The 17,711-nt window shown below is 60.1% G+C and carries 23 protein-coding genes, 3 tRNA genes and 2 rRNA genes; 13 read left to right on the top strand and 15 right to left on the bottom strand.

The annotated features are described in order from the left end of the window. The first annotated feature begins 32 nt into the window (after positions 1–32). The 4 genes from J9789_RS03350 to J9789_RS03335 all read left to right on the top strand — a co-directional run bounded on the left by J9789_RS03350 (position 33) and on the right by J9789_RS03335 (position 2,714). Positions 33–1,112 carry a spermidine/putrescine ABC transporter substrate-binding protein gene (locus J9789_RS03350; protein ID WP_209342355.1) on the top strand — a complete coding sequence of 360 codons (1,080 nt, stop codon included), beginning with the start codon at positions 33–35 and terminating at the stop codon, positions 1,110–1,112. A gap of 111 nt (positions 1,113–1,223) precedes the next feature. Then, positions 1,224–1,619 carry a thioesterase family protein gene (locus tag J9789_RS03345; protein ID WP_209342354.1) on the top strand — a complete coding sequence of 132 codons (396 nt, stop codon included), beginning with the start codon at positions 1,224–1,226 and terminating at the stop codon, positions 1,617–1,619. Between the two features lies 1 nt (position 1,620). Next, positions 1,621–2,106, top strand: a complete 486-nt coding sequence (locus J9789_RS03340; protein ID WP_209342352.1) for a YbaK/EbsC family protein — start codon at positions 1,621–1,623, stop codon at positions 2,104–2,106. A 23-nt stretch (positions 2,107–2,129) separates the two neighbouring features. Further along, the gene (locus J9789_RS03335) at positions 2,130–2,714 is read left to right on the top strand and encodes a DUF308 domain-containing protein (RefSeq protein ID WP_209342350.1); all 585 of its coding nucleotides are present in this window, start codon (positions 2,130–2,132) and stop codon (positions 2,712–2,714) included. A 34-nt stretch (positions 2,715–2,748) separates the two neighbouring features. Here the strand turns inward: J9789_RS03335 and J9789_RS03330 are convergent, their stop codons facing one another. The 7 genes from J9789_RS03330 to J9789_RS03305 form a co-directional block, all read right to left on the bottom strand. Further along, the gene (locus J9789_RS03330; RefSeq protein ID WP_209342348.1) at positions 2,749–3,429 is read right to left on the bottom strand and encodes an LrgB family protein; all 681 of its coding nucleotides are present in this window, start codon (positions 3,427–3,429) and stop codon (positions 2,749–2,751) included. Then, positions 3,422–3,787 carry a CidA/LrgA family protein gene (locus J9789_RS03325; protein ID WP_209342346.1) on the bottom strand — a complete coding sequence of 122 codons (366 nt, stop codon included), beginning with the start codon at positions 3,785–3,787 and terminating at the stop codon, positions 3,422–3,424. The genes J9789_RS03330 and J9789_RS03325 overlap by 8 nt, the downstream gene beginning before the upstream one ends. Before the next feature lie 170 nt (positions 3,788–3,957). Continuing rightward, on the bottom strand, positions 3,958–4,617 hold the full coding sequence (locus tag J9789_RS03320; RefSeq protein ID WP_209343695.1) for a TIGR03936 family radical SAM-associated protein: 660 nt from the start codon (positions 4,615–4,617) through the stop codon (positions 3,958–3,960). Beyond that, the gene (locus tag J9789_RS03315; protein ID WP_209342344.1) at positions 4,610–6,445 is read right to left on the bottom strand and encodes a TIGR03960 family B12-binding radical SAM protein; all 1,836 of its coding nucleotides are present in this window, start codon (positions 6,443–6,445) and stop codon (positions 4,610–4,612) included. The genes J9789_RS03320 and J9789_RS03315 overlap by 8 nt, the downstream gene beginning before the upstream one ends. A 174-nt stretch (positions 6,446–6,619) precedes the next feature. Further along, a complete protein-coding gene (locus J9789_RS03310) occupies positions 6,620–7,618 on the bottom strand; it encodes an SLC13 family permease (RefSeq protein WP_348633624.1) in 999 nt (332 codons plus the stop codon). A 3-nt stretch (positions 7,619–7,621) separates the two neighbouring features. Continuing rightward, positions 7,622–7,744: a hypothetical protein gene (locus tag J9789_RS17365; protein ID WP_348633623.1), complete on the bottom strand. Its 123-nt coding sequence runs from the start codon at positions 7,742–7,744 to the stop codon at positions 7,622–7,624. A gap of 141 nt (positions 7,745–7,885) precedes the next feature. After that, positions 7,886–8,092, bottom strand: a complete 207-nt coding sequence (locus J9789_RS03305) for a DUF6514 family protein (protein ID WP_209342342.1) — start codon at positions 8,090–8,092, stop codon at positions 7,886–7,888. Positions 8,093–8,362: 270 nt separating this feature from the next. Between J9789_RS03305 and J9789_RS03300 the strand changes: the two genes are divergently transcribed. The 7 genes from J9789_RS03300 to J9789_RS03275 all read left to right on the top strand — a co-directional run bounded on the left by J9789_RS03300 (position 8,363) and on the right by J9789_RS03275 (position 12,205). After that, the gene (locus J9789_RS03300; RefSeq protein WP_209342340.1) at positions 8,363–9,118 is read left to right on the top strand and encodes a S24 family peptidase; all 756 of its coding nucleotides are present in this window, start codon (positions 8,363–8,365) and stop codon (positions 9,116–9,118) included. Positions 9,119–9,249: 131 nt separating this feature from the next. Beyond that, entirely contained in the window at positions 9,250–9,546 is a 297-nt protein-coding gene (locus J9789_RS16945; RefSeq protein WP_245185052.1) for a helix-turn-helix transcriptional regulator, read from the top strand. Then, positions 9,501–9,740, top strand: a complete 240-nt coding sequence (locus J9789_RS16940) for a hypothetical protein (RefSeq protein ID WP_245185051.1) — start codon at positions 9,501–9,503, stop codon at positions 9,738–9,740. Before J9789_RS16945 ends, J9789_RS16940 begins: the two co-directional genes overlap by 46 nt. Further along, entirely contained in the window at positions 9,741–9,980 is a 240-nt protein-coding gene (locus J9789_RS03290; protein WP_209342338.1) for a hypothetical protein, read from the top strand. 138 nt (positions 9,981–10,118) lie between these two features. Continuing rightward, positions 10,119–10,961 (top strand): stalk domain-containing protein, encoded by an 843-nt coding sequence (locus J9789_RS03285; RefSeq protein ID WP_209342336.1) that lies wholly within the window; start codon positions 10,119–10,121, stop codon positions 10,959–10,961. Positions 10,962–11,004: 43 nt separating this feature from the next. Next, entirely contained in the window at positions 11,005–11,592 is a 588-nt protein-coding gene (locus J9789_RS03280; RefSeq protein ID WP_209342334.1) for a sigma-70 family RNA polymerase sigma factor, read from the top strand. Continuing rightward, positions 11,576–12,205, top strand: coding sequence for a hypothetical protein (locus J9789_RS03275; RefSeq protein ID WP_209342332.1), 630 nt, complete (start codon positions 11,576–11,578; stop codon positions 12,203–12,205). Before J9789_RS03280 ends, J9789_RS03275 begins: the two co-directional genes overlap by 17 nt. A 40-nt stretch (positions 12,206–12,245) precedes the next feature. Here J9789_RS03275 and J9789_RS03270 read toward each other — a convergent pair whose 3' ends face one another. The 3 genes from J9789_RS03270 to sfsA form a co-directional block, all read right to left on the bottom strand. After that, positions 12,246–12,941 (bottom strand): GNAT family N-acetyltransferase, encoded by a 696-nt coding sequence (locus tag J9789_RS03270; protein ID WP_209342330.1) that lies wholly within the window; start codon positions 12,939–12,941, stop codon positions 12,246–12,248. A gap of 82 nt (positions 12,942–13,023) precedes the next feature. Next, a complete protein-coding gene (locus J9789_RS03265; RefSeq protein ID WP_209342329.1) occupies positions 13,024–14,745 on the bottom strand; it encodes an ammonium transporter in 1,722 nt (573 codons plus the stop codon). 193 nt (positions 14,746–14,938) lie between these two features. Further along, positions 14,939–15,619, bottom strand: a complete 681-nt coding sequence (gene sfsA / locus J9789_RS03260) for a DNA/RNA nuclease SfsA (protein WP_209342328.1) — start codon at positions 15,617–15,619, stop codon at positions 14,939–14,941. Between the two features lie 85 nt (positions 15,620–15,704). Here sfsA and J9789_RS03255 point away from each other — a divergent pair, with 85 nt between their 5' ends. Both J9789_RS03255 and J9789_RS03250 read left to right on the top strand, forming a co-directional pair. Further along, positions 15,705–16,334 (top strand): DUF1643 domain-containing protein, encoded by a 630-nt coding sequence (locus J9789_RS03255; protein WP_209342327.1) that lies wholly within the window; start codon positions 15,705–15,707, stop codon positions 16,332–16,334. A 9-nt stretch (positions 16,335–16,343) separates the two neighbouring features. Next, positions 16,344–17,096: an aminoglycoside adenylyltransferase domain-containing protein gene (locus J9789_RS03250; protein ID WP_209342325.1), complete on the top strand. Its 753-nt coding sequence runs from the start codon at positions 16,344–16,346 to the stop codon at positions 17,094–17,096. A 34-nt stretch (positions 17,097–17,130) separates the two neighbouring features. On the opposite strand, the gene rrf is transcribed toward J9789_RS03250, so the two are convergent. From rrf to J9789_RS03225, 5 genes are all read right to left on the bottom strand, one after another. Further along, a 5S ribosomal RNA gene (rrf, locus tag J9789_RS03245) occupies positions 17,131–17,246 on the bottom strand. 72 nt (positions 17,247–17,318) lie between these two features. Then, positions 17,319–17,394 (bottom strand) — tRNA-Lys (locus J9789_RS03240). 3 nt (positions 17,395–17,397) lie between these two features. Further along, positions 17,398–17,472: transfer RNA gene (locus J9789_RS03235), tRNA-Glu, on the bottom strand. 2 nt (positions 17,473–17,474) lie between these two features. After that, positions 17,475–17,550, bottom strand: a tRNA-Lys gene (locus tag J9789_RS03230). Positions 17,551–17,632: 82 nt separating this feature from the next. Continuing rightward, positions 17,633–17,711, bottom strand: a 23S ribosomal RNA gene (locus tag J9789_RS03225); the annotation flags it as partial.

The raw sequence follows: 17,711 nt of genomic DNA, 5'->3' as shown, positions 1-17,711 counted from the left end.
AATTGATTTCCGAAAGGGGATAAAGAAAGAAATTGAAAAAGTCTCTCGCACTTCTGACCACCTCCGCACTCTCTCTCAGCCTGGTGCTGGCCGGCTGCGGCGGCAACTCCGGCGAGTCCAAGGACCCCGGCTCCGCTGACAAGGGCGTCGTCAACGTCTACAACTGGGGCGTCTATATCGACGAGTCCGTCCTGGAAGACTTTACCGCCGAGACCGGTATCAAGGTGAACTACGACACCTTTGAGAGCAATGAGTCCATGTACGGCGTACTGAAGAACGACGGCGCCAGCTACGACGTGGTCATCCCTTCCGACTATATGATCTCCCGTATGATCGAAGAGGATATGCTGGAGCCTTTGAACTTCGACAACATTCCCAATTTCGAGGATGTGGACCCCGCTCTGAAGAATCCCGACTACGATCCTGAGAACCTGTACAGCGTGCCCTATATGTGGGGTCTGCTGGGCATCATCTACAACACCACCATGGTGGATGAGACTCCCACCAGTTGGGCCACCATGTTTGATGAGGACTATGCCGGCCAGATCCTGATGTTCAACAACTCCCGTGACGCCATCGGCGTGGCCCTGAAGTACCTGGGCTACTCCTACAACACCACCGATGAGGCCCAGATCAAGGAGGCCGTTGACCTGCTGATCAAGCAGAAGCCCCTGGTGCAGTCCTACGTCATGGACGAGATCTTTGAGAAGATGCAGGGCGGCTCCGCCGCCATCGGCGCCTACTACTACGGTGACTACCTGACCATGGCTGAGGTCAACCCCGACCTGGCCTTCTGCATCCCCGAGGAGGGCACCAACCTGTACGTGGACGCCATGTGCATCCCCAAGAGCGCTGAGAACAAGGAGAACGCCGAGATCTTCATCAACTATATGTGCTCCACTCAGGCTGGCCTGAAGAACTGTGAGGAGATCTGGTACTCCTCCCCCCTGCTCTCCGTCCGTGAGGAGCTGGACCCCGAGGTGGCCAACGATCCCTACGCCTACCCCGATGAGTCCATCCTGGCCAACTGCGAGAGCTTCAAGAACCTGCCCGATGAGATCCTGGCCCTCTACGATTCCGAGTGGACCCGTCTCATGCTGGCCTCCAACTAAATCACACCAAGAAAGCCGCACCGCTGTGTGCGGCTTTCTTATTGCCTTCTTTGGGCAGATGATGTAAAATGATACTCGCACGAACCAATTTCCAGAAAAGGAGCCTTATCTATGTCCATTACTGTAGGAATGAAGGGCCGGGCCGAGACCATGGTCACCCCTGAAAATACAGCCGCCGCCGTGGGCAGCGGTCTGGTCCCCGTATTTGCCACCCCCGCTATGATCGCCCTGATGGAGAATGCCGCCGTCAACGCGGTGCAGGAGGCCCTGGAGGAAGGCCAGGGCACCGTGGGCATCCTGCTCAACGTCAGCCACGACGCCGCCACTCCCGTTGGGATGAAGGTGTGGGCTGAGGCGGAGGTCACCGCTGTGGAGGGCCGCAAGCTCACCTATACCGTAACCGCATTCGACGAGGCCGGCCCCATCGGCAAGGGAGAGCACCAGCGCTTCATCATCCAGGCGGACCGCTTCCTGGCCAAGGCCCAGGCCAAGAAAGAGGGTAAGTAACATGTCCATCGAGAAAGGCCGCGCCTACCTGCGTCAGCGGGGCTATGAGGACCGCATCCGGGAGTTTGACGTATCCAGCGCCACCGTGGAGCTGGCCGCTCAGGCCGTGGGATGCGAGCCTGCCCGCATTGCCAAGACCCTCTCCTTCGTCCACGAGGACGGCGCGGTGCTCATTGTCTGCGCCGGCGACGCCAAGATCGACAATTCCAAATTCAAGGCCCAGTTCCACCACAAGGCCACCATGCTTACCCCGGAGCAGGTGGTGACCTTCACCGGCCATGAGATCGGCGGCGTGTGCCCCTTCGGCATCGAGCACCCCAACACCGTCACCTATCTGGATATCTCCCTCCAGCGGTTCGACATCATCTATCCCGCCGCCGGCAACGCCGCGTCGGCGGTGGAGCTCAACTGCGAGGAGCTGGCCCAGCTGTCCAACAGCGCCGGCTGGATCGACGTGTGCAAGGGCTGGCAGGCCCCCGAGGCATAAGGGGCCGGAAAGGTGGTTATACCATGAAAGAGCGTCTGAAAAACATGACGGTCAGCTTTGTATTCCTCTCCGTTCTCTATCTGCTGCTGGGCATTGTGCTGCTGGTGTGGCCCACCCTGGTGATGGACATCATCTCCTATGCCTTCGGCGCCATTCTGCTTCTCTACGGACTTTTCGCCATCGTTGGCTTTTACCGCAGCGAGGACCGCAGGGGCGGCGCCTTCCTGGGGCTCTTCCTGGGCATTGTGGCGGCGGCTGTGGGTGCCATTATGGTCCTCTATCCCCCGCTGATCCAGAGCATCATTCCGGTGATCCTGGGCCTGTATATCGCCATTGACGGCCTGCTCAGCGTCAAGCGCACCCTGGAGCTCCACCGGATGGATTACGCCCGCTGGAACGTCAATCTGATCCTCTCCCTGGTCTCCGCCGGGCTGGGCATCTTCATTGTGTTCCATCCCCTGCTGACCCAGGCATCTCTCTTCCGGGTCATCGGCGTGGTGCTGATCTACGCCGGCGGCTCCGACCTGTGGACCCTCCTCCAGCTGTCCCGATGGACCAAGGAGTACCGCAAGACCCACCCGGTGGACATCGATCCCATCGACCTGTAAAAAAAGACGTGCTGCATAAGCAGCACGTCTTTTTTTACATTAGAACCAGAGAGAAGATCACGGTGACCAGGCCGCACACACCGATGGCCAGGCCGCTCATGGCGCCCTCCGTCTCCCCCAGCTCCAGGGCCTTGGAGGTACCCACCGCGTGGGAGCAGGCCCCGATGGCCAGGCCCGCCGTAATGGGGTCCTTGACCCGGAATAGCCGGATGAGCATGGGCGCCAAAATGCTGCCCATGATGCCGGTGAGGATAACCGCCACCACGGTGATGGAGGGGATGCCGCCGTGGGCCTGGGACACACTGACGGCGATGGGGGTGGTCACCGACTTGGGCAGCAGGGAGGCCGTCATGGCCTCGTCCAGCCGGAAGAGGCGGCACAGGCCCAGCACGCTGCCCATGGACACCAGGGAACCCACCACACATCCCACCAAGATGGGCAGCCAGTTCTCCTTCAGCAGCCGTACCTTGCTGTAGATGGCTACCGCCAGACAAGCTGTGGCCGGAGACAAGAACAGGTTGATGAGGCTGCCGCCCTGGTCGTAGTTCTCATAGGGAATGCGCAGCGCCAGCAGAACGCCAATGACTAGGATTACCGACACCAGCAGCGGGTTGCAGGCCACCAGCCCCGTCTTTTTCTGCAGCTGAACACCGATCCAGAAGGCGACCACACTGAGGGCCACCCCGAAGAAGGGCGAATTGGTCCACTCAGCCATGTTTCTTCCCCCTCTCCATCAGACGCAGGGTAAACTTGATGCTCAGGGCAGTGGCGCCGAACACCAGCACCGTAGTCACCAGGCAGATGACCAGCAGGGGCACAAAGGCGCTGCCCAGCACATCAAAATAGTTCATCACGCTGACGCCGGCCGGCAAAAAGAAGAATGCCATGTTGGCCAGCAGGAAGTCCGCCTTTTCCCGTACGTGCTCCAACTTGAGCACACCGGTGGCCAGCAGGATAAAGAGCAGCACCATGCCGATGACGCTGGCCGGGAAGGGGATGGGCAGCAGGCTCTCCAGGATCTGGCTGATCCAGCACACCCCGAAGATCACGCCCACTTGACAGAGTAGTTTCATTGTGTATCGCCTCGCTCAAGGGTTTCCGGGCTGACTTCTGTCAGCCCAACAGACCTCATTTTAGTCCCATGCCCTTTCCTTGTCAATCAATGATTCTCCCAAAATACGCCGCCTCTCGCCATAAAAAACAGACCTTCCGCCAAAGGCGAAAGGTCTGTTTCCAGGATTTCTTATTCCCAGGGCTGGAACTGCTCGTCCAGCACCGCCCGGCGGTGGAACACCGCGTAATCAGGGGCAGCATCCGGGCAGTAGGTGCGGATGGCCGCCACAATGAGTTCCGGGTTGAGGCCGGGGTTCTGGGCCTTCAGGATCAGATCCAGAGCGATGGTATCCCGCCGCTCCTCCACGGTGGCCCGGGCAATGAGGGGGATGAGATCCACCTCCACCTTGCCGGTCTTGGCCTTCTTGCTCCGCTTCTCCATCACCAGGCTGTCCCGGCTCAGCAGGCCCCGGATGGCAGACTCGGCTCCAAAGGGGGCCCCTGCCTCATACTCCAGGGTCACAATATAATTGACGTAGCACAGCTCCTTCACCGGCCGCACACCCTCATAGCACCGCTGCACGGTGATTCCGGCGGGCAGGGCCGCGTTCATGCGCGCGGGCACCTCCTCCAGCGGGGTGTCCAGCACCTGGCACTCCAGCACCTCGCAGCTGCTGGAGTAACCCACCGACAGAGGCAGCGGAATGGACACGAAGGCGTGAGGATTAAAGCCCTCGGTGTGCTTGATGTGGATGCCTGCCCGCAGGAAGGAGCGCTGGAAGGTGCGCATCAGGTCCAGGTGGGAAATAAATTTGGCGGTATCCGCCTTGGAAAAGGCCAGTCTATGCATCACACTTTCCTCCCGGATACAGCTTGTTGGCACCGCAGCCGGTGCACTGGACCCGGCAGTCCGGCGTAATGACTGCCTCATAGGCCCGCTCCCGCTCCCGCCACAGGAAGTTCTTGGTCACGCCCACGCTGGTCACGTCCCAGGGCAGCAGCTCGTCCCGCTCCCGGGTCCGGTTGGCGTAGAAGGTCGGGTCCACGCCGCAGGCCTCAAAGGCCGCCATCCAGCGATCAAAGTCAAAATACTCGCTCCAGGCATCAAACTTGGCACCCTGCCGCCAGGCCGTTTCAATGACGTCGGCCACCTTCCGGTCACCCCGAGCAAAGACCGCCTCCAGGAAGCTGGTCTGGGAGTCGTGCCAGTTATACTTGATGGACCGGCCCTTCATGTGCTCCCGCAGCAGCTTGACCCGCCGCTGATACTCCTCCATGGTGATCTGGGGCTCCCACTGGAAGGCAGTGTGGGGCTTGGGCACAAACCAGGCGGTGGACACGGTGATGGTCACGCCCCGTTTGGGGTTGGGGGTGACCTCCTTCCAGGCCTTGTATACCTTCTCCGCCAGATCGGCGATACCCAGCACATCCTCGTCGGTCTCGGTTGGCAGGCCCAGCATGAAGTAGAGCTTCACGCTGCTCCAGCCGCCGGAAAAGGCGGTGCGGCAGGAGCGGAGGAGGTCCTCCTCGGTGACATTCTTGTTGATGGCGTCCCGCAGTCGCTGGGTGCCAGCCTCGGGAGCGAAGGTCAGGCCGGACTTGCGGACGTGCTGCACCCGCTCCATCAGGCCCAGGGAGAAGTTGTCCGCCCGCAGGGAGGGCAGGGACAGGGAAACCCGGTTGGGCTCGCACCAGTCCAGCAGCCCGTCGCACAGGTGCTCCAGGGGCCGGTAATCGCTGGTGGACAGAGAGGACAGGGTCATCTCCTGATAGCCGGAATCCTTGCAGGCCTCAATGCCCTGCTGCAGCAGCAGCTCGGGGTCACGGGACCGGACCGGCCGGTAGGCGTAGCCCGCCTGGCAGAACCGGCAGCCCCGGATGCAGCCCCGGAAGAGCTCCAGCATCACCCGGTCATGGACAATCTCGGTGGAGGGCACAATGGTCTTCACCGGGAAGTAGCTCTTGTCAAAATCCTGCACGATGCGCTTGGTCACCACGGCAGGAGCCCCCTCCTTAGGAGTCACCTGCTCCAGGGTACCGTCGGCACGGTAGGTCACATCATAGAGGGCGGGCACATACAGACCGGGGATCTGGGCAGCAGCAGCCAGGAACTCATCCTTGCTCCAGCACTCCTCCCGGGCCTTGCGGTAGAGCTGAATGATCTCCACGCTCACATCCTCGCCCTCGCCCAGGACGAAGATATCCACAAAGGGAGCCAGGGGCTCGGGATTGTAGGCGCAGGTACCGCCGGCGATCACAATGGGAGACAGGCCGTACCGCTCCTCCGAGCGCAGGGGAAGCCCGGCCAGGTCCAGCATATTGAGCACATTGGTATATGCCATCTCATAGCCCAGGGAGAACCCGATCAGGTCAAAATCCGCGATGGAGTCGCCGCTCTCCAGGCCGTAGAGCAGGATGCCCTCCCGGCGCATCTCCTCCTCCATATCGCCCCAGGGCGCGAACACCCGCTCGCACCAGACGCCATCCATCTCATTCATGACGCCGTAAAGGATACGCATGCCCAGATTGGACATGCCGATCTCATAGGTATCGGGGAAGCAGAGCGCATAGCGCACATCCACCTCGCGCCGGTCCTTCACCACCGCATTGTACTCCCCGCCGGTGTAGCGGGCAGGCTTCTGCACCCGGGGAAGGATATGTTCCAACGTACGATTCATGTCATGCCGAACCCTCTCTAATGGAATATCGGCCGGGTCCGCTGATCCGGCCAACACAGCTGCCGGACACACCCGGCCCGCTGTTTTACGCAAAAGAAGCAGTATATTATTATACTATGGTTGATTCCTAAATACAAGCTGTAATCCCATCATATTTGTACCAAAATACACCGCTCAGGCCGAAATCAGCCCCATCAGCATCACGCTGCCCACCAAAATGGCCAGGGCAACCACGTTTGCCACGGTGAAGACCAGCAGATAGCGGCCCAGCCGGGCGCCGGGGGACTTCAGATAGGCCTTCATAGAGATGAGACTGGCCAGGGAGGCAATGGGGGTGCCCAGTCCGCCGATGTTGGTACCCAGCAGCAGGCCGTGCCAGTCGGTGGTAAAGCCGGAGAGCAGCACTGCCGCCGGCACATTGCTGATGATCTGGCTGGAAACGCCCGACGCCAGGGCGGTGTTCTGCTCCATGATCTGGGTCAGCACCTCCCGCACCGGGCCGCAGGCGCCCACGTTACCCGCAAAGAGGAAGAAGCAGAAGAAGGTGGCCAGCAGTCCGTAATCCACCTTGCGGAACAGGCCACGGTCAAAGATGAGCATACCGGCCAGCACCACCGGCAGCAGGGCCAGATAGGGCAGCACCCGGAAAACCGACAGTAGGCAGAGTACAAAGAGCAGGGTCATCAGGAGCAGATGGCCGGGGCTGCGGATCTCCGCCTTCTCGGCAAAGGTGACCCGGATGCCCTCCGGCTTGACGCACAGGGAGGCAATCACCAGCCCCACCAGGCTGATAATGGTAAGAGGCGCCATGGCGGAGAAGAACTGCCCGGCACTCAGCTCGTAATTGGCGTAGATATACAGGTTCTGGGGGTTGCCCACCGGGGTAGCCATGCTGCCCAGGTTGGCGGCAATGGTCTGGAGCACCACAATATAAATCAGCCGCTCCATCCGCCCGATCAGCCCCAGCACCAGCACCGCGAAAGGCACAAAGGTAATGAGGGCCACATCGTTGGTCACCAGCATGGATACGAAAAAGGGCAGCAGCACCAGGGCCAGGGTCACAAAGCGCATTCTGCGCTCCCCCGCCAGCAGCCGCTGCGCCAGCACCGCGAAGACGCCGCACTCCTGCAGACCGGCCACCACCGCCATAAGACAGAACAGCAGGGTAAGCACCCGCTAGTCAATATAATTCAGATAGGCCGCCGAGGGTAGATTGAGGGCCATAGAGGCCGCGGCACACACCGCCGCGATGCACAGCACCGGCTCCCGTTTCCAGAATGGGCGCTTCGTTTGCTCCATAACTGGTTGCCTCCTTTGAACACGACGAAAAAGCCACCCGGGCGGGTGGCTTTTCCTTTCCATGACTTGATCGCCTTTTGCCGGTTTCAGTTTACCTGATTCCATGGCTTCGGTCAAGTAGCTATGTCTATTTTCCGCTCCTCAGGAGCGCCGAAAATCTTCCACGACGTCGGCAAGATGGATGGGGGACAATCCCGCGCTGTTGCAGCACTCCGCCAGGCGATTGACTTCCTGGAAGTCTGTGGAGATCCGCCCCACGCAGATTCCGTTATGTCCCCGAATGCCGTACATCTGAGGCCGGGAAGCCCTGTCCAGATATACATGGTACGTCATGTGGTGGTTGCTCATGGTTTCCTCTCTCCTCAAGTTTTCTGGATTTGGTTTTGATTTCGCTGTTTCGCGACAAATTTCGCCCTTTTTCCTCTCAAAAAGGTGCTATACTATCTGTCACAAAAAATCCCCTCTTTACCGCGCCCCCTTTCAACATCTTGTATTTTCCCCCTCCGCATACTCTATATAATGTATTCCCTGGAAAATGTCAATGCTCACAGGCCATTTTGTCCACCGACCGCGGTCTTTTAACCGCATCCGGTCGGCGGTCTTTCTGGAGGTGCGCCCATGTCACTGATGGTGGAAAAGCTGGCATATATGAAAAAACTGCGCCATTTAACGTCGGAGGATATCTCCCGGCTGTCCGGCGTCCCCCTGGGGACCCTGAACAAGATCCTGTCCGGGCAGACCAAGAATCCGGCAGTGGGCCCCATGGACCGCATCACCCGGGTCCTGCGGGTCCCCATCCGCTACCTGCTGGACGATGAACTGCCGCCGGAGTGCTGTGTCACTGCCAACAGCCAGGACGGCGTGGTCCTCCTCTCCCCCGAGGAGCTGCGCCTGCTGCTGGAGCTGCGGCGGATGGAGCCCCGGCGGCGGCGGACCGCCGGGGTGATGCTGGCCCTGATGAGCGCCGCCTGCGCCAAGTCCATCGGCACCGTATCGGTCAAGCGCACCTTCTGCTACAGCACCGGTGCCTCGGGCACCCCGCCCCTCCGGGCCATCCTCATCCCGGAGGTGGACGCCGCTGCCCGGGAGGCCGACTTCGCCGTACTTCTCAACGACAGCAGCATGGAGCCGGTTTATCCCTCCGGCGCTGTCCTGCTGTGCGCCCAGCGTCCCCCCACACCTCAGGAATACGGTGTGTACATCCTCAATCATGAGGTCATGCTCCGCCGTCTGTGCCGCCGCCGTGGTGTCACCAAGCTGCTGGCGCCCAGCCTGGCCTACCCCGATTTACAGGTAGGCGAGGAGGACGCTCTGGACTGCATGGGCGCCATCACCGGCCAGGCCCGGGGCTGCCGCTGGGAGCAGACGCCCTGACAGAATCCAACCGCCGGTTGTGCTCCTTTTCTACTGTCAGTTGTGCAGGACAACCACCTTTCCCTTCCCTTTTTTCTGCAGAACCCATATAATAACCTCTGACCAATGACCTGCAGAAAGAAGGAAACCTTATGAAAGCATCCATCGGCAGCCGCATTCAGGAGCTCCGCAAACGGGAGGAACTTACCCAGGAGGCGCTGGCAGCGCAGATGGGCGTCTCGCCTCAGGCCGTCAGCAAGTGGGAAACGGATCTGAGTACGCCGGACCTGTCTGTCCTGATCGCCCTGTCCGATTATTTTCATGTCTCCCTGGACGAACTGGTGCGCGGAGCCCGTACCGACGTGCGCTATGTGCCGCCCGAGGCCCGCAAAATGCAGACCAGATGTTTCTCCGCGTCCGGGTCCACACAGAGCAGGGCGACACGGTAAAAGTCAATCTTCCCCTTGCCCTGGTCCGCATGGCCGCTCAGCTGAAGCTGGATCTCCCCCAATTCCGGGGCAGTGAAATCCTCCGGCAGCTGGACCTGAACGCCCTGCTGGAGCTGATCGAGGGCGGGGCCTGCGGCAAGCTGGTAGAGGTGGAGAGCAGCAACGGCGATACGGTGGAAGTTGTGGTGGAATAAATGCGTCTTAAAATCAAGACCGGCCACCTTCATTTATATGTGATCCTCCCCACCTGTCTGGTTCTGAATCGTCTGGCCCTGGCCATCGCACTGCGTGCCCTCCGCCCCTATGTGACGCTACCCCCGGAAAGTCAGCCGGCCCTGCTCCGCCAGCTGCGGCAGCTGCGCAGACAGTGCCGTCATCTGACCCTGGTGGAAGTCCATACTGCTTCCGGGGAGGAAATTCTGCTGCGCCTGTGACCCCAAGTGAAAAGACCGCTGCAAAAAAGCAGCGGTCTTTTTTTGCCTTTTCTGCAACATTTCCAAGTCCCCGGCTGTATCTAAAGTGTCACAGCAAACGAGCACGACGAAAACCATCAATGGAAAGGACGATTTCTTATGAAAAAACTGGCTCCCGCTCTGCTGTCCCTTGCTCTGGCCGGTACCCTGTGTCTGCCCGCTATGGCCGCGCCTCTGGCCATCGATTCTGCCAACGACGCCGATGCCGCCTCCGGCTACACCCTGCAGGTCAACGGTACCTCCACCGACATTGACGTCTGTGTCATGGTCCCCCTCCGGGCTCTGGCCGAGGAGCTGGGCTTCACCGTAACCTGGAACGGCAGCAGCGTCCGGGTGGATACCGGTGACGTCCACACCGACGTGACCATCGGCGTGGACCGCTATGTGATCACCACCAGCCATGAGGACATGGTGGGCATGAGCGCCCCCTTCTCCCTGGGCTGCGCCCCTTATGCCACCAACGGTGTCACCTATGTTCCTCTGTCTCTCTTTGATGCCCTGCTGGGCAACCAGGAGGACGCCATCACCGGCGACACCGGCGTGATCTCCATCCAAACCGACACTTCTGCCCAGATCCCCAATCCCTTTGTGGACTGCGATACCCTGGCCCAGGCCGAAGATCTGGCCGGGTTCTCTCTGACCCTCCCCGCCGACGTCAAGACCGACGGCATCTCTGTGCTGTCCGGCAACATGATCCAGGTTCTGTGTGAGGACGGTCTCTCCATCCGCAAGGCTCTGGGCGACGAGGACATCAGCGGCGACTACAATTCCTATCCCCAGGTGGAAACCGTCACCGTGGAGGGGCATGCGGTCACGCTGAAGGGCACCGGCGATCAGGTAACGGTTGCGGTCTGGACAGCGGACGGCTATACTTATGCTGTCCACAGTGAGACCGGCCTGAGCCGGGACGCTGCCCTCTCCCTGGCTTCCCAGGTAGCATGAGCCTGGAACCGGTTCTGTATTCCATCAAAAGGAGCCGATACCAATGACCGCCGTCTGTCCTCTGCGCCGTCCCAGGAGTTTCCGGTTCCTGCATGCGCTCCGGCTGCTGTTCGCCTCCGGGAAGGAAGAGCGCCCACAGGTCCGGGAAGTTAACGCCCAGGCCGCCCGTATGCTGGACACCTACGGCAACAGCATCCTGCGCCTGGCCTACTCCTACCTCCATAACTACAGCGACGCCGAGGAAGTGCTGCAGGACACCCTGCTGCAGGTCCTGCGCACCGCCCCTACACTGGAAAACCCCCGGCACGAAAAGGCCTGGCTGCTGCGGGTGGCCGCCAATCTGAGCAAAAACCGGCTGCAGTACAATCGCCTGCGGGAGACCGACGAACTCAGTGATACCCTGGCCGCGGAGCAGCGGGAGGACCTCTCCTTTGTCTGGGAGGCCGTCAAGGCCCTGCCGGAGCACGCCCGCGCCGCCATCCACCTCTTCTACCACGAAGGCTGCTCCACCGCCGAAATCGCATCCATTCTGGACCGGAAGGAGGCCACCGTCCGCTCGGACCTGCGGCGAGGCCGGATGCAGCTGAAAGAGATTCTGAAGGAGGCGTATGACTTTGGGCCGGAGCTATGATGAACTGATGTCCAGGATCCAGGTGACCGACGCCATGCGGGCCCGGGTGCTCCAGCGACTGGAGCAGGAAGCGCCGTCCGCCCCCCGTTCCCGCAGCAGGTCCCGGCTGCGGCCCGCCTTGGCGGCAGCCGCCTGTCTGGCCGTACTAATCGCCGGTGTCTCGGTGCTGCCCCGGATGTACACCCCGACGCCCCTTCCCACTCCCTCCGGGCCCCTGACTGTGATCCCTGGGTTCCAGGATGTTTCCTCTGCCGCTGAACTGGCGGAGACGGTGGGCTTTGCGGTGTCCGATCTCCAGGGCCTTCCCTTCCTGGTAGAGCAGAGCACCTACACTGCTTACGACAGCACCATGGCCCAGATCCGCTGTGAGGGCAGTGACCAATGGGCCCTGTTCCGCAAATCGGCAGGCACGGAGGACAACTCCGGCGACTACACCGCCTATGCCGCCCAGCTCTCCTACGATCTGGACGGGCTGTCCGTCACCCTGAAGGGGGACACGCAGGATTCCTACCTCCTGGCAGTCTGGACCGACGGGACCTATTCCTACTCCCTGAAACTCTCCGCCCCGCTGTCCCAGACCCAGTGGGATACTCTGATCACCGCCAACAGCTGAAAAAAGCGGGCGCCGCAGTTGTGGCGCCCGCTTTTTTGATTCAGTTGGGCAGCATTCGGAACCATTTGCTCTGGATGCCCGCCGCCTTGAAGCCGGTACGGCGGTAGAGGGAGAAAGCACCCTCGTTGTCGGTAGCCACCAGCAGCTTGCAGCATTGGAAGCCATCCTCGGCCAGCAGACCCATGGTGCCGTAGAGCAGCTCCCGGCCCAGCCCCTGCCCCCGTGCATCCTTATGTAAGGCGATGCCCTCAATCTCCGGCGGGTCCTGGGTCAGGTCCAGCTCGTACACTCCCACGGTCACCCCATCTACCAGGGCAAACCCGCAGCGGTGTCCATCTTCCAGCGCCCGCTCCAGGTCGGCGGGCCCATAGGTCGCAGAATTGGGCATTTCAAAAAAGCACTCGTTGTGCAGGGCCAGCCATGCCCCGCCCCGGGCACGGGTCAGCGGCTCCAGCGTGAGCCGCTCCGGTCGGCCAGGCAGTTGGGACAGGTCCCGCTGGAGGATTAAAATATCCCGCACAAATTCCAGCCGGCACTCACCCAGACAGCCCTCTTCCAGCGGCGCGCCAGGGTCCTTAGAGGCCACAAACAGCTCGGTGGCTCCCTGGTTCAGCAGCTCCTGACGCCCCCGGTTCACCAGTTCCTCCAGCTCCCCGGTCCGGCAGTGCTGGATGACCAGGTAGCCCTTTCCTTTGGCCGTGATCTCTCCGGCAAAGATTTGATAGGCCGATTCCATGCCCATTCCTCCCTGTGATGATTGCTACCACTATAACACAGCCCCCCGGACCTTGACAAGTCCGGGGGGCTGTTCCCTTTGGTTATTCCTCACCCTGGAGGGCATCATAGCCGTGCTCGCCGGTACGGACCTTGATCACATCCTCCACATCGTAGATAAAGATCTTACCGTCGCCGATGCTGCCGGTATAGAGGGCCGACTTGGCGGCGCTGACCACCTGAGACACAGGCACCTTGGACACCACAATGTCCACCTGTACCTTGGGCAGCAGGTTCATGGTCATGGCCACGCCCCGGTAATACTCCATCTTACCCTTCTGGATGCCGCAGCCCAGTACCTGGGTCACCGTCATACCAGTGACGCCGATCTCATTCATGGTGTTCTTCAGTTCCTCAAACTTGGCCTGGTTGCAGATGATGGTCACCTTGGACAGCTTCACATCAGAGGCAGGCGTACTGGAAGCGGATACCACCTGCACCGGTACCGCCTCGTCCGGCGTCACCGTTCTGGTTCCGCCCTCCGTGACAGGCTCGGGATAAGCATTGGCCTTGGCAACTGCCGTCATGCTGGTAGACTGGCTGAAGTCCGCGTAGGCAGTGGGCAGGCCGTGCTCGTGGATATCCAGGCCCTCCAGCTCCTCCACGGCAGAGGCACGCAGGCCAACGGTATGCTTAATGACATTGAAGATGATCAGCATAGCCACCGCAACCCAAACAATGACGCTGGCCACACCCAGACACTGAACCAGGAAGAAGTGGATACCGCCGCCATAGAACAGGCCGCCGTCCACCGCCAGCAAACCGGTCAGCAGGGTACCCATAGCGCCGCACACACCGTGGACGGAGATAGCGCCCACCGGATCGTCGATCTTGGCTACCTTATCAAAGAATTCCACCGCCAGGGGCAGTACGATACCGGCACAGATACCGATGATGGCAGCGCCCGCCACAGAAACCATATCACAGCCGGCGGTGATGGCCACCAGACCACCCAGGGCCGCGTTGAAGGTCATGGACACGTCGGGCTTACCGAAGCGGATCCAGGTAAACAGCATGGTGGTCACGCAGGCCACAGCAGCCGACATGTTGGTAGTCACAAAAATGCTGCCCGCTGCTACCAGCGTATCGTCGCCGGTCATGGACACGGTGGAACAGCCGTTGAAGCCGAACCAGCAGAACCACAGAACAAAGACACCCAGCGCCGCAATGGAGAGGTTATGGCCCAGAATAGCCCGGGGCTTTCCGTCCTTGTCGTACTTGCCGATGCGGGGCCCAAGGATCTTGGCGCCGATCAGAGACGCCACGCCGCCGACCATGTGGACTGCGGTAGAGCCGGCAAAATCGTGGAAGCCCAGCTGAGACAGCCAGCCGCCGCCCCAGATCCAGTGGCCGGAAATGGGATAGACCACGGCGGAAATGAGCAGAGAATAAATGCAGTAAGAGATAAACTTGGTGCGCTCGGCCATGGCGCCCGACACGATGGTGGCAGCGGTGGCACAGAACACCGTCTGGAAAATGAAGAACGCAAAGAAGGGAACGCCGTCCGGCAGGATGGCGGAATAGTCGCCCCGCACAAAGGGATCAAATCCGCCAATGATGGCCCCTGCGCCGCCGAACATCAAACCAAAGCCCAGCAGCCAGAAAATCGGTGTACCGATGCAGAAGTCCATCAAGTTTTTCATCAGAATGTTGCCGGTGTTCTTGGCCCGGGTAAATCCCGCCTCACACATGGCAAAGCCGGCCTGCATAAAAAAGACCAGCGCGGCGCCTAACAGCACCCAGATCGTGTTGACTGACGAATACATACACTCATTCCTCCCTGAAAACAAAAACGCCCGCTTCGCCTTCCGCGGCGAAACGAGCGTCTCTGCTTGATGGGTGCAGTGTATGCTCTTTTTCTGCATCTGTCAAGAGTCCTCTTGCACATTTGGAAATAAACCAGAAATTTTCCAGTTCTATTTTTAAATTTTTGCAAGTTTTAAATATATATCATTCATTTTAGAGGCGTACCGTTACCGGCCCCGCCATGGTCAGCGTCTCCGGTGTGACCATGCATTCCTGGGCCAACACCTTGACGCCCGCTGCCGCCGCCTTCCGCAGCGCCGCACCAAAGGCCGGATGGGTCACATCATTGGGGGCAAAATCCTTCATTCCCGCCATCTGGATCACAAAGCATACCGCCGCCTCGTAGCCCTCCTCCTGGCAGCGGATCAGCTCCTCCAGGTGCTTGACGCCCCGCTCCGTGGGTGCGTCAGGGAACCGTGCATGACCGTCATCCTCCAGGGTGACCCCCTTGACCTCCACAAAGCCCCGGCGCTCCCCCGCTTCCCAGTAAAAATCAAAGCGGGAGCTGCCCCAGGTGGTTTCCGGCCTCAGCAGAGTCAGGCCGGGCAGAAAGCCGCCTCCCTGTGCCCACTCCTGAAAGACCTTGTTGGGGGCCTGTGCGTCCATATTGACCAGCAGATCCCCTTTTTCCACCGCAATCAGGTCATACTTGGTCTTGCGGGCCGGATTGCGCCCTTCCTCCAGATAGACGGTAGCGCCCGGCACCAGCAGTTCCCGACAGCGGCCGGTATTTTTAACGTGGACCACTTCCATGGCTCCATCCACCTCCACATGGGCGATGAAGCGATTGGGTCTGGCATGAAAAATGCCCTTTTTGATCGAATGGTATTGCATTGTGTCTCTCCTGCCTGTATCCTGATAGGGAAAGTATAGCATCGGGCGGCTACCCATGCAAGCCGTTCTCTCAGGAGGTCATCTTATGCACATTCCCACCTGTGATACCGCTCAGCAGACCATAGTGCCATTCTCCCAGGCTCTGGAGGAGGCTCTGCAGCCCCAGTCGGACTACGACGTGTCCCGCTGGCTCTACGTCCCCAACCGCTACTGCGACTATCGTTACATTCTGGGTACCCGGGGCAGCCGTCCGCTGATCTGCGTGGGGATCAACCCCTCCACCGCCGCCCCCAACGCCTTGGACAACACCTTAAAATCGGTGGAGCGCATCGCCCTGGGCAATGGCTACGATAGCTTTATTATGTTCAACGTGTACGCCCAGCGGGCCACACGCCCTGACGATATGGAGAAGGCATGCAATCCCGCCCTGCATCAGGAAAATATGGCTGCCTTCCGCTGGGCCCTGGAGCAGACGAAAACCGGCTCTCCCGCCATCTGGGCTGCCTGGGGAGCCATCATTGAGAAGCGTGCCTATCTTTCCGATTGTCTCAGCGACATGATCCGCATTGGCCGGGAACTGGACGCTACCTGGTACTCCGCCGGTGCCCGCTCCAAGAAGGGTCACCCCCACCACCCCCTGTATCTGCGCAAGGACAGCGGACTGGATCCCTTTGACGCCGCGCTCTATGTGGAGCAGGTCCTTTCCAACCTTTGAGGCCATCCGATGAAATGTGATCTTCTCTTGCGGCAGATCTCCCTGCGGTATCAGCGGATTTTAGGTGTTGACCTGGTGGGGATCTCCGTCCACGGCTCCCTGGGCTTCGGCTGTTTCCACTGGCAGAGCAGCGATGTGGATTTTCTGGTGGTCACCCGCCGGGAACCTGCCCAGGCCCAAAAGGAGGCCATGATCCAGACTCTGCTGGAATTGTTACCTCTTTCTCCCCCCAAGGGGGTGGAAATGAGTGTGGTACTGCTGGAGCACTGCGCCCCCTTCCGCTATCCCACGCCCTTTTGTCTCCACTTTTCCCCCATGCATCTGGAAACCTGCCGGGCCGATCTGGCGTGCTATTGCCGCAGCATGCATGGAGAGGACCGGGACTTGGCGGCCCACTTCACGGTGGCACGACAGGTGGGCTTCTCCATCTACGGTCCGCCACCGGCCCAGCTCTTCGGGCCGGTACCCTGTGCCTGTTACTTGGACAGCATCCTTCGGGACATCGCCGATGCGGCGGAGGAAGCACCTGCAAATCCCACCTACTTTGTTCTGAATCAATGCCGGGTATTGGCCTATCTGCGGGACAGGCTGGTCTGCTCCAAGGAAGATGGCGCGCTCTGGGCTCTGGAGCATCTGGACCCTTGCTGGTCCTCCCTGATCCATACCTGCCTGAAAAACTACCAAACCGGCAGCAAATCCTGCCCGGACCCTAATATCCTGTCTGCCTTCTCCAGTATGGTTCAAAACGAAATTCAGACATAACAAAAGACGGACTTCAAAGAAGTCCGTCTTTTTGTGTTGGCGTTACCTATCTTCCCGGTCCGTCTCCAGACAAGTATTTTCGGCGCAGGTGAGCTTAACTTCCGTGTTCGGTATGGGAACGGGTGGACCCTCACCGCAATCAACACCAACTGCTTTCCTCCAAACGAGGCAAGCTAAATTTTAGGTTCTCTACGGAGCGCCGCATAGACGCTCCATAGAGAATGGTGCGCCTTCACGGATTCGAACCGGGGACCCACTGATTAAGAGTCAGTTGCTCTACCAGCTGAGCTAAAGGCGCAAATGGTGACCCGTGCGGGAATCGAACCCACGTTTGCGGCGTGAGAGGCCGCCGTCTTAGCCGCTTGACCAACGGGCCATTGGTGCGCCTTCACGGATTCGAACCGGGGACCCACTGATTAAGAGTCAGTTGCTCTACCAGCTGAGCTAAAGGCGCATCTCACAGTGCTTTTGTCAGCACCCTCAAAACCGAACAATGCAGTCTCCAGTATCAGGCAAGCGCCTGCAATCATCATGTTAAGGTCAAGCCCTCGGCTTATTAGTATCGGTCAGCTGCACGCGTTACCGCGCTTCCACCTCCGACCTATCAACGTCATA

Origin of the sequence: Flavonifractor sp. AGMB03687, from assembly GCF_017811815.1 — a bacterium.
Lineage (GTDB): Bacteria > Bacillota > Clostridia > Oscillospirales > Oscillospiraceae > Flavonifractor.
The sequence above is the reverse complement of the archived record's forward strand: the minus strand, read 5'-3'. Positions and strand labels throughout refer to the sequence as shown.

Excerpts from the sequence above, each read along its gene's own strand:
- J9789_RS03290 (WP_209342338.1), top strand. The coding sequence starts at position 9,741 with ATGCGTCTTAAAATCAAGACCGGCCACCTTCATTTATATGTGATCCTC.
- J9789_RS03305 (WP_209342342.1), bottom strand. The coding sequence starts at position 8,092 with ATGAGCAACCACCACATGACGTACCATGTATATCTGGACAGGGCTTCC.
- J9789_RS03285 (WP_209342336.1), top strand. The coding sequence starts at position 10,119 with ATGAAAAAACTGGCTCCCGCTCTGCTGTCCCTTGCTCTGGCCGGTACC.
- J9789_RS03335 (WP_209342350.1), top strand. The coding sequence starts at position 2,130 with ATGAAAGAGCGTCTGAAAAACATGACGGTCAGCTTTGTATTCCTCTCC.
- J9789_RS03320 (WP_209343695.1), bottom strand. The coding sequence starts at position 4,617 with ATGCATAGACTGGCCTTTTCCAAGGCGGATACCGCCAAATTTATTTCC.
- J9789_RS03250 (WP_209342325.1), top strand. The coding sequence starts at position 16,344 with ATGAAATGTGATCTTCTCTTGCGGCAGATCTCCCTGCGGTATCAGCGG.
- J9789_RS03300 (WP_209342340.1), top strand. The coding sequence starts at position 8,363 with ATGTCACTGATGGTGGAAAAGCTGGCATATATGAAAAAACTGCGCCAT.
- sfsA (WP_209342328.1), bottom strand. The coding sequence starts at position 15,619 with ATGCAATACCATTCGATCAAAAAGGGCATTTTTCATGCCAGACCCAAT.
- J9789_RS03345 (WP_209342354.1), top strand. The coding sequence starts at position 1,224 with ATGTCCATTACTGTAGGAATGAAGGGCCGGGCCGAGACCATGGTCACC.
- J9789_RS16940 (WP_245185051.1), top strand. The coding sequence starts at position 9,501 with ATGTTTCTCCGCGTCCGGGTCCACACAGAGCAGGGCGACACGGTAAAA.
- J9789_RS03255 (WP_209342327.1), top strand. The coding sequence starts at position 15,705 with ATGCACATTCCCACCTGTGATACCGCTCAGCAGACCATAGTGCCATTC.
- J9789_RS03280 (WP_209342334.1), top strand. The coding sequence starts at position 11,005 with ATGACCGCCGTCTGTCCTCTGCGCCGTCCCAGGAGTTTCCGGTTCCTG.
- J9789_RS03270 (WP_209342330.1), bottom strand. The coding sequence starts at position 12,941 with ATGGAATCGGCCTATCAAATCTTTGCCGGAGAGATCACGGCCAAAGGA.
- J9789_RS03330 (WP_209342348.1), bottom strand. The coding sequence starts at position 3,429 with ATGGCTGAGTGGACCAATTCGCCCTTCTTCGGGGTGGCCCTCAGTGTG.
- J9789_RS03315 (WP_209342344.1), bottom strand. The coding sequence starts at position 6,445 with ATGAATCGTACGTTGGAACATATCCTTCCCCGGGTGCAGAAGCCTGCC.
- J9789_RS03325 (WP_209342346.1), bottom strand. The coding sequence starts at position 3,787 with ATGAAACTACTCTGTCAAGTGGGCGTGATCTTCGGGGTGTGCTGGATC.
- J9789_RS03340 (WP_209342352.1), top strand. The coding sequence starts at position 1,621 with ATGTCCATCGAGAAAGGCCGCGCCTACCTGCGTCAGCGGGGCTATGAG.
- J9789_RS17365 (WP_348633623.1), bottom strand. The coding sequence starts at position 7,744 with ATGGAGCAAACGAAGCGCCCATTCTGGAAACGGGAGCCGGTGCTGTGC.
- J9789_RS16945 (WP_245185052.1), top strand. The coding sequence starts at position 9,250 with ATGAAAGCATCCATCGGCAGCCGCATTCAGGAGCTCCGCAAACGGGAG.
- J9789_RS03265 (WP_209342329.1), bottom strand. The coding sequence starts at position 14,745 with ATGTATTCGTCAGTCAACACGATCTGGGTGCTGTTAGGCGCCGCGCTG.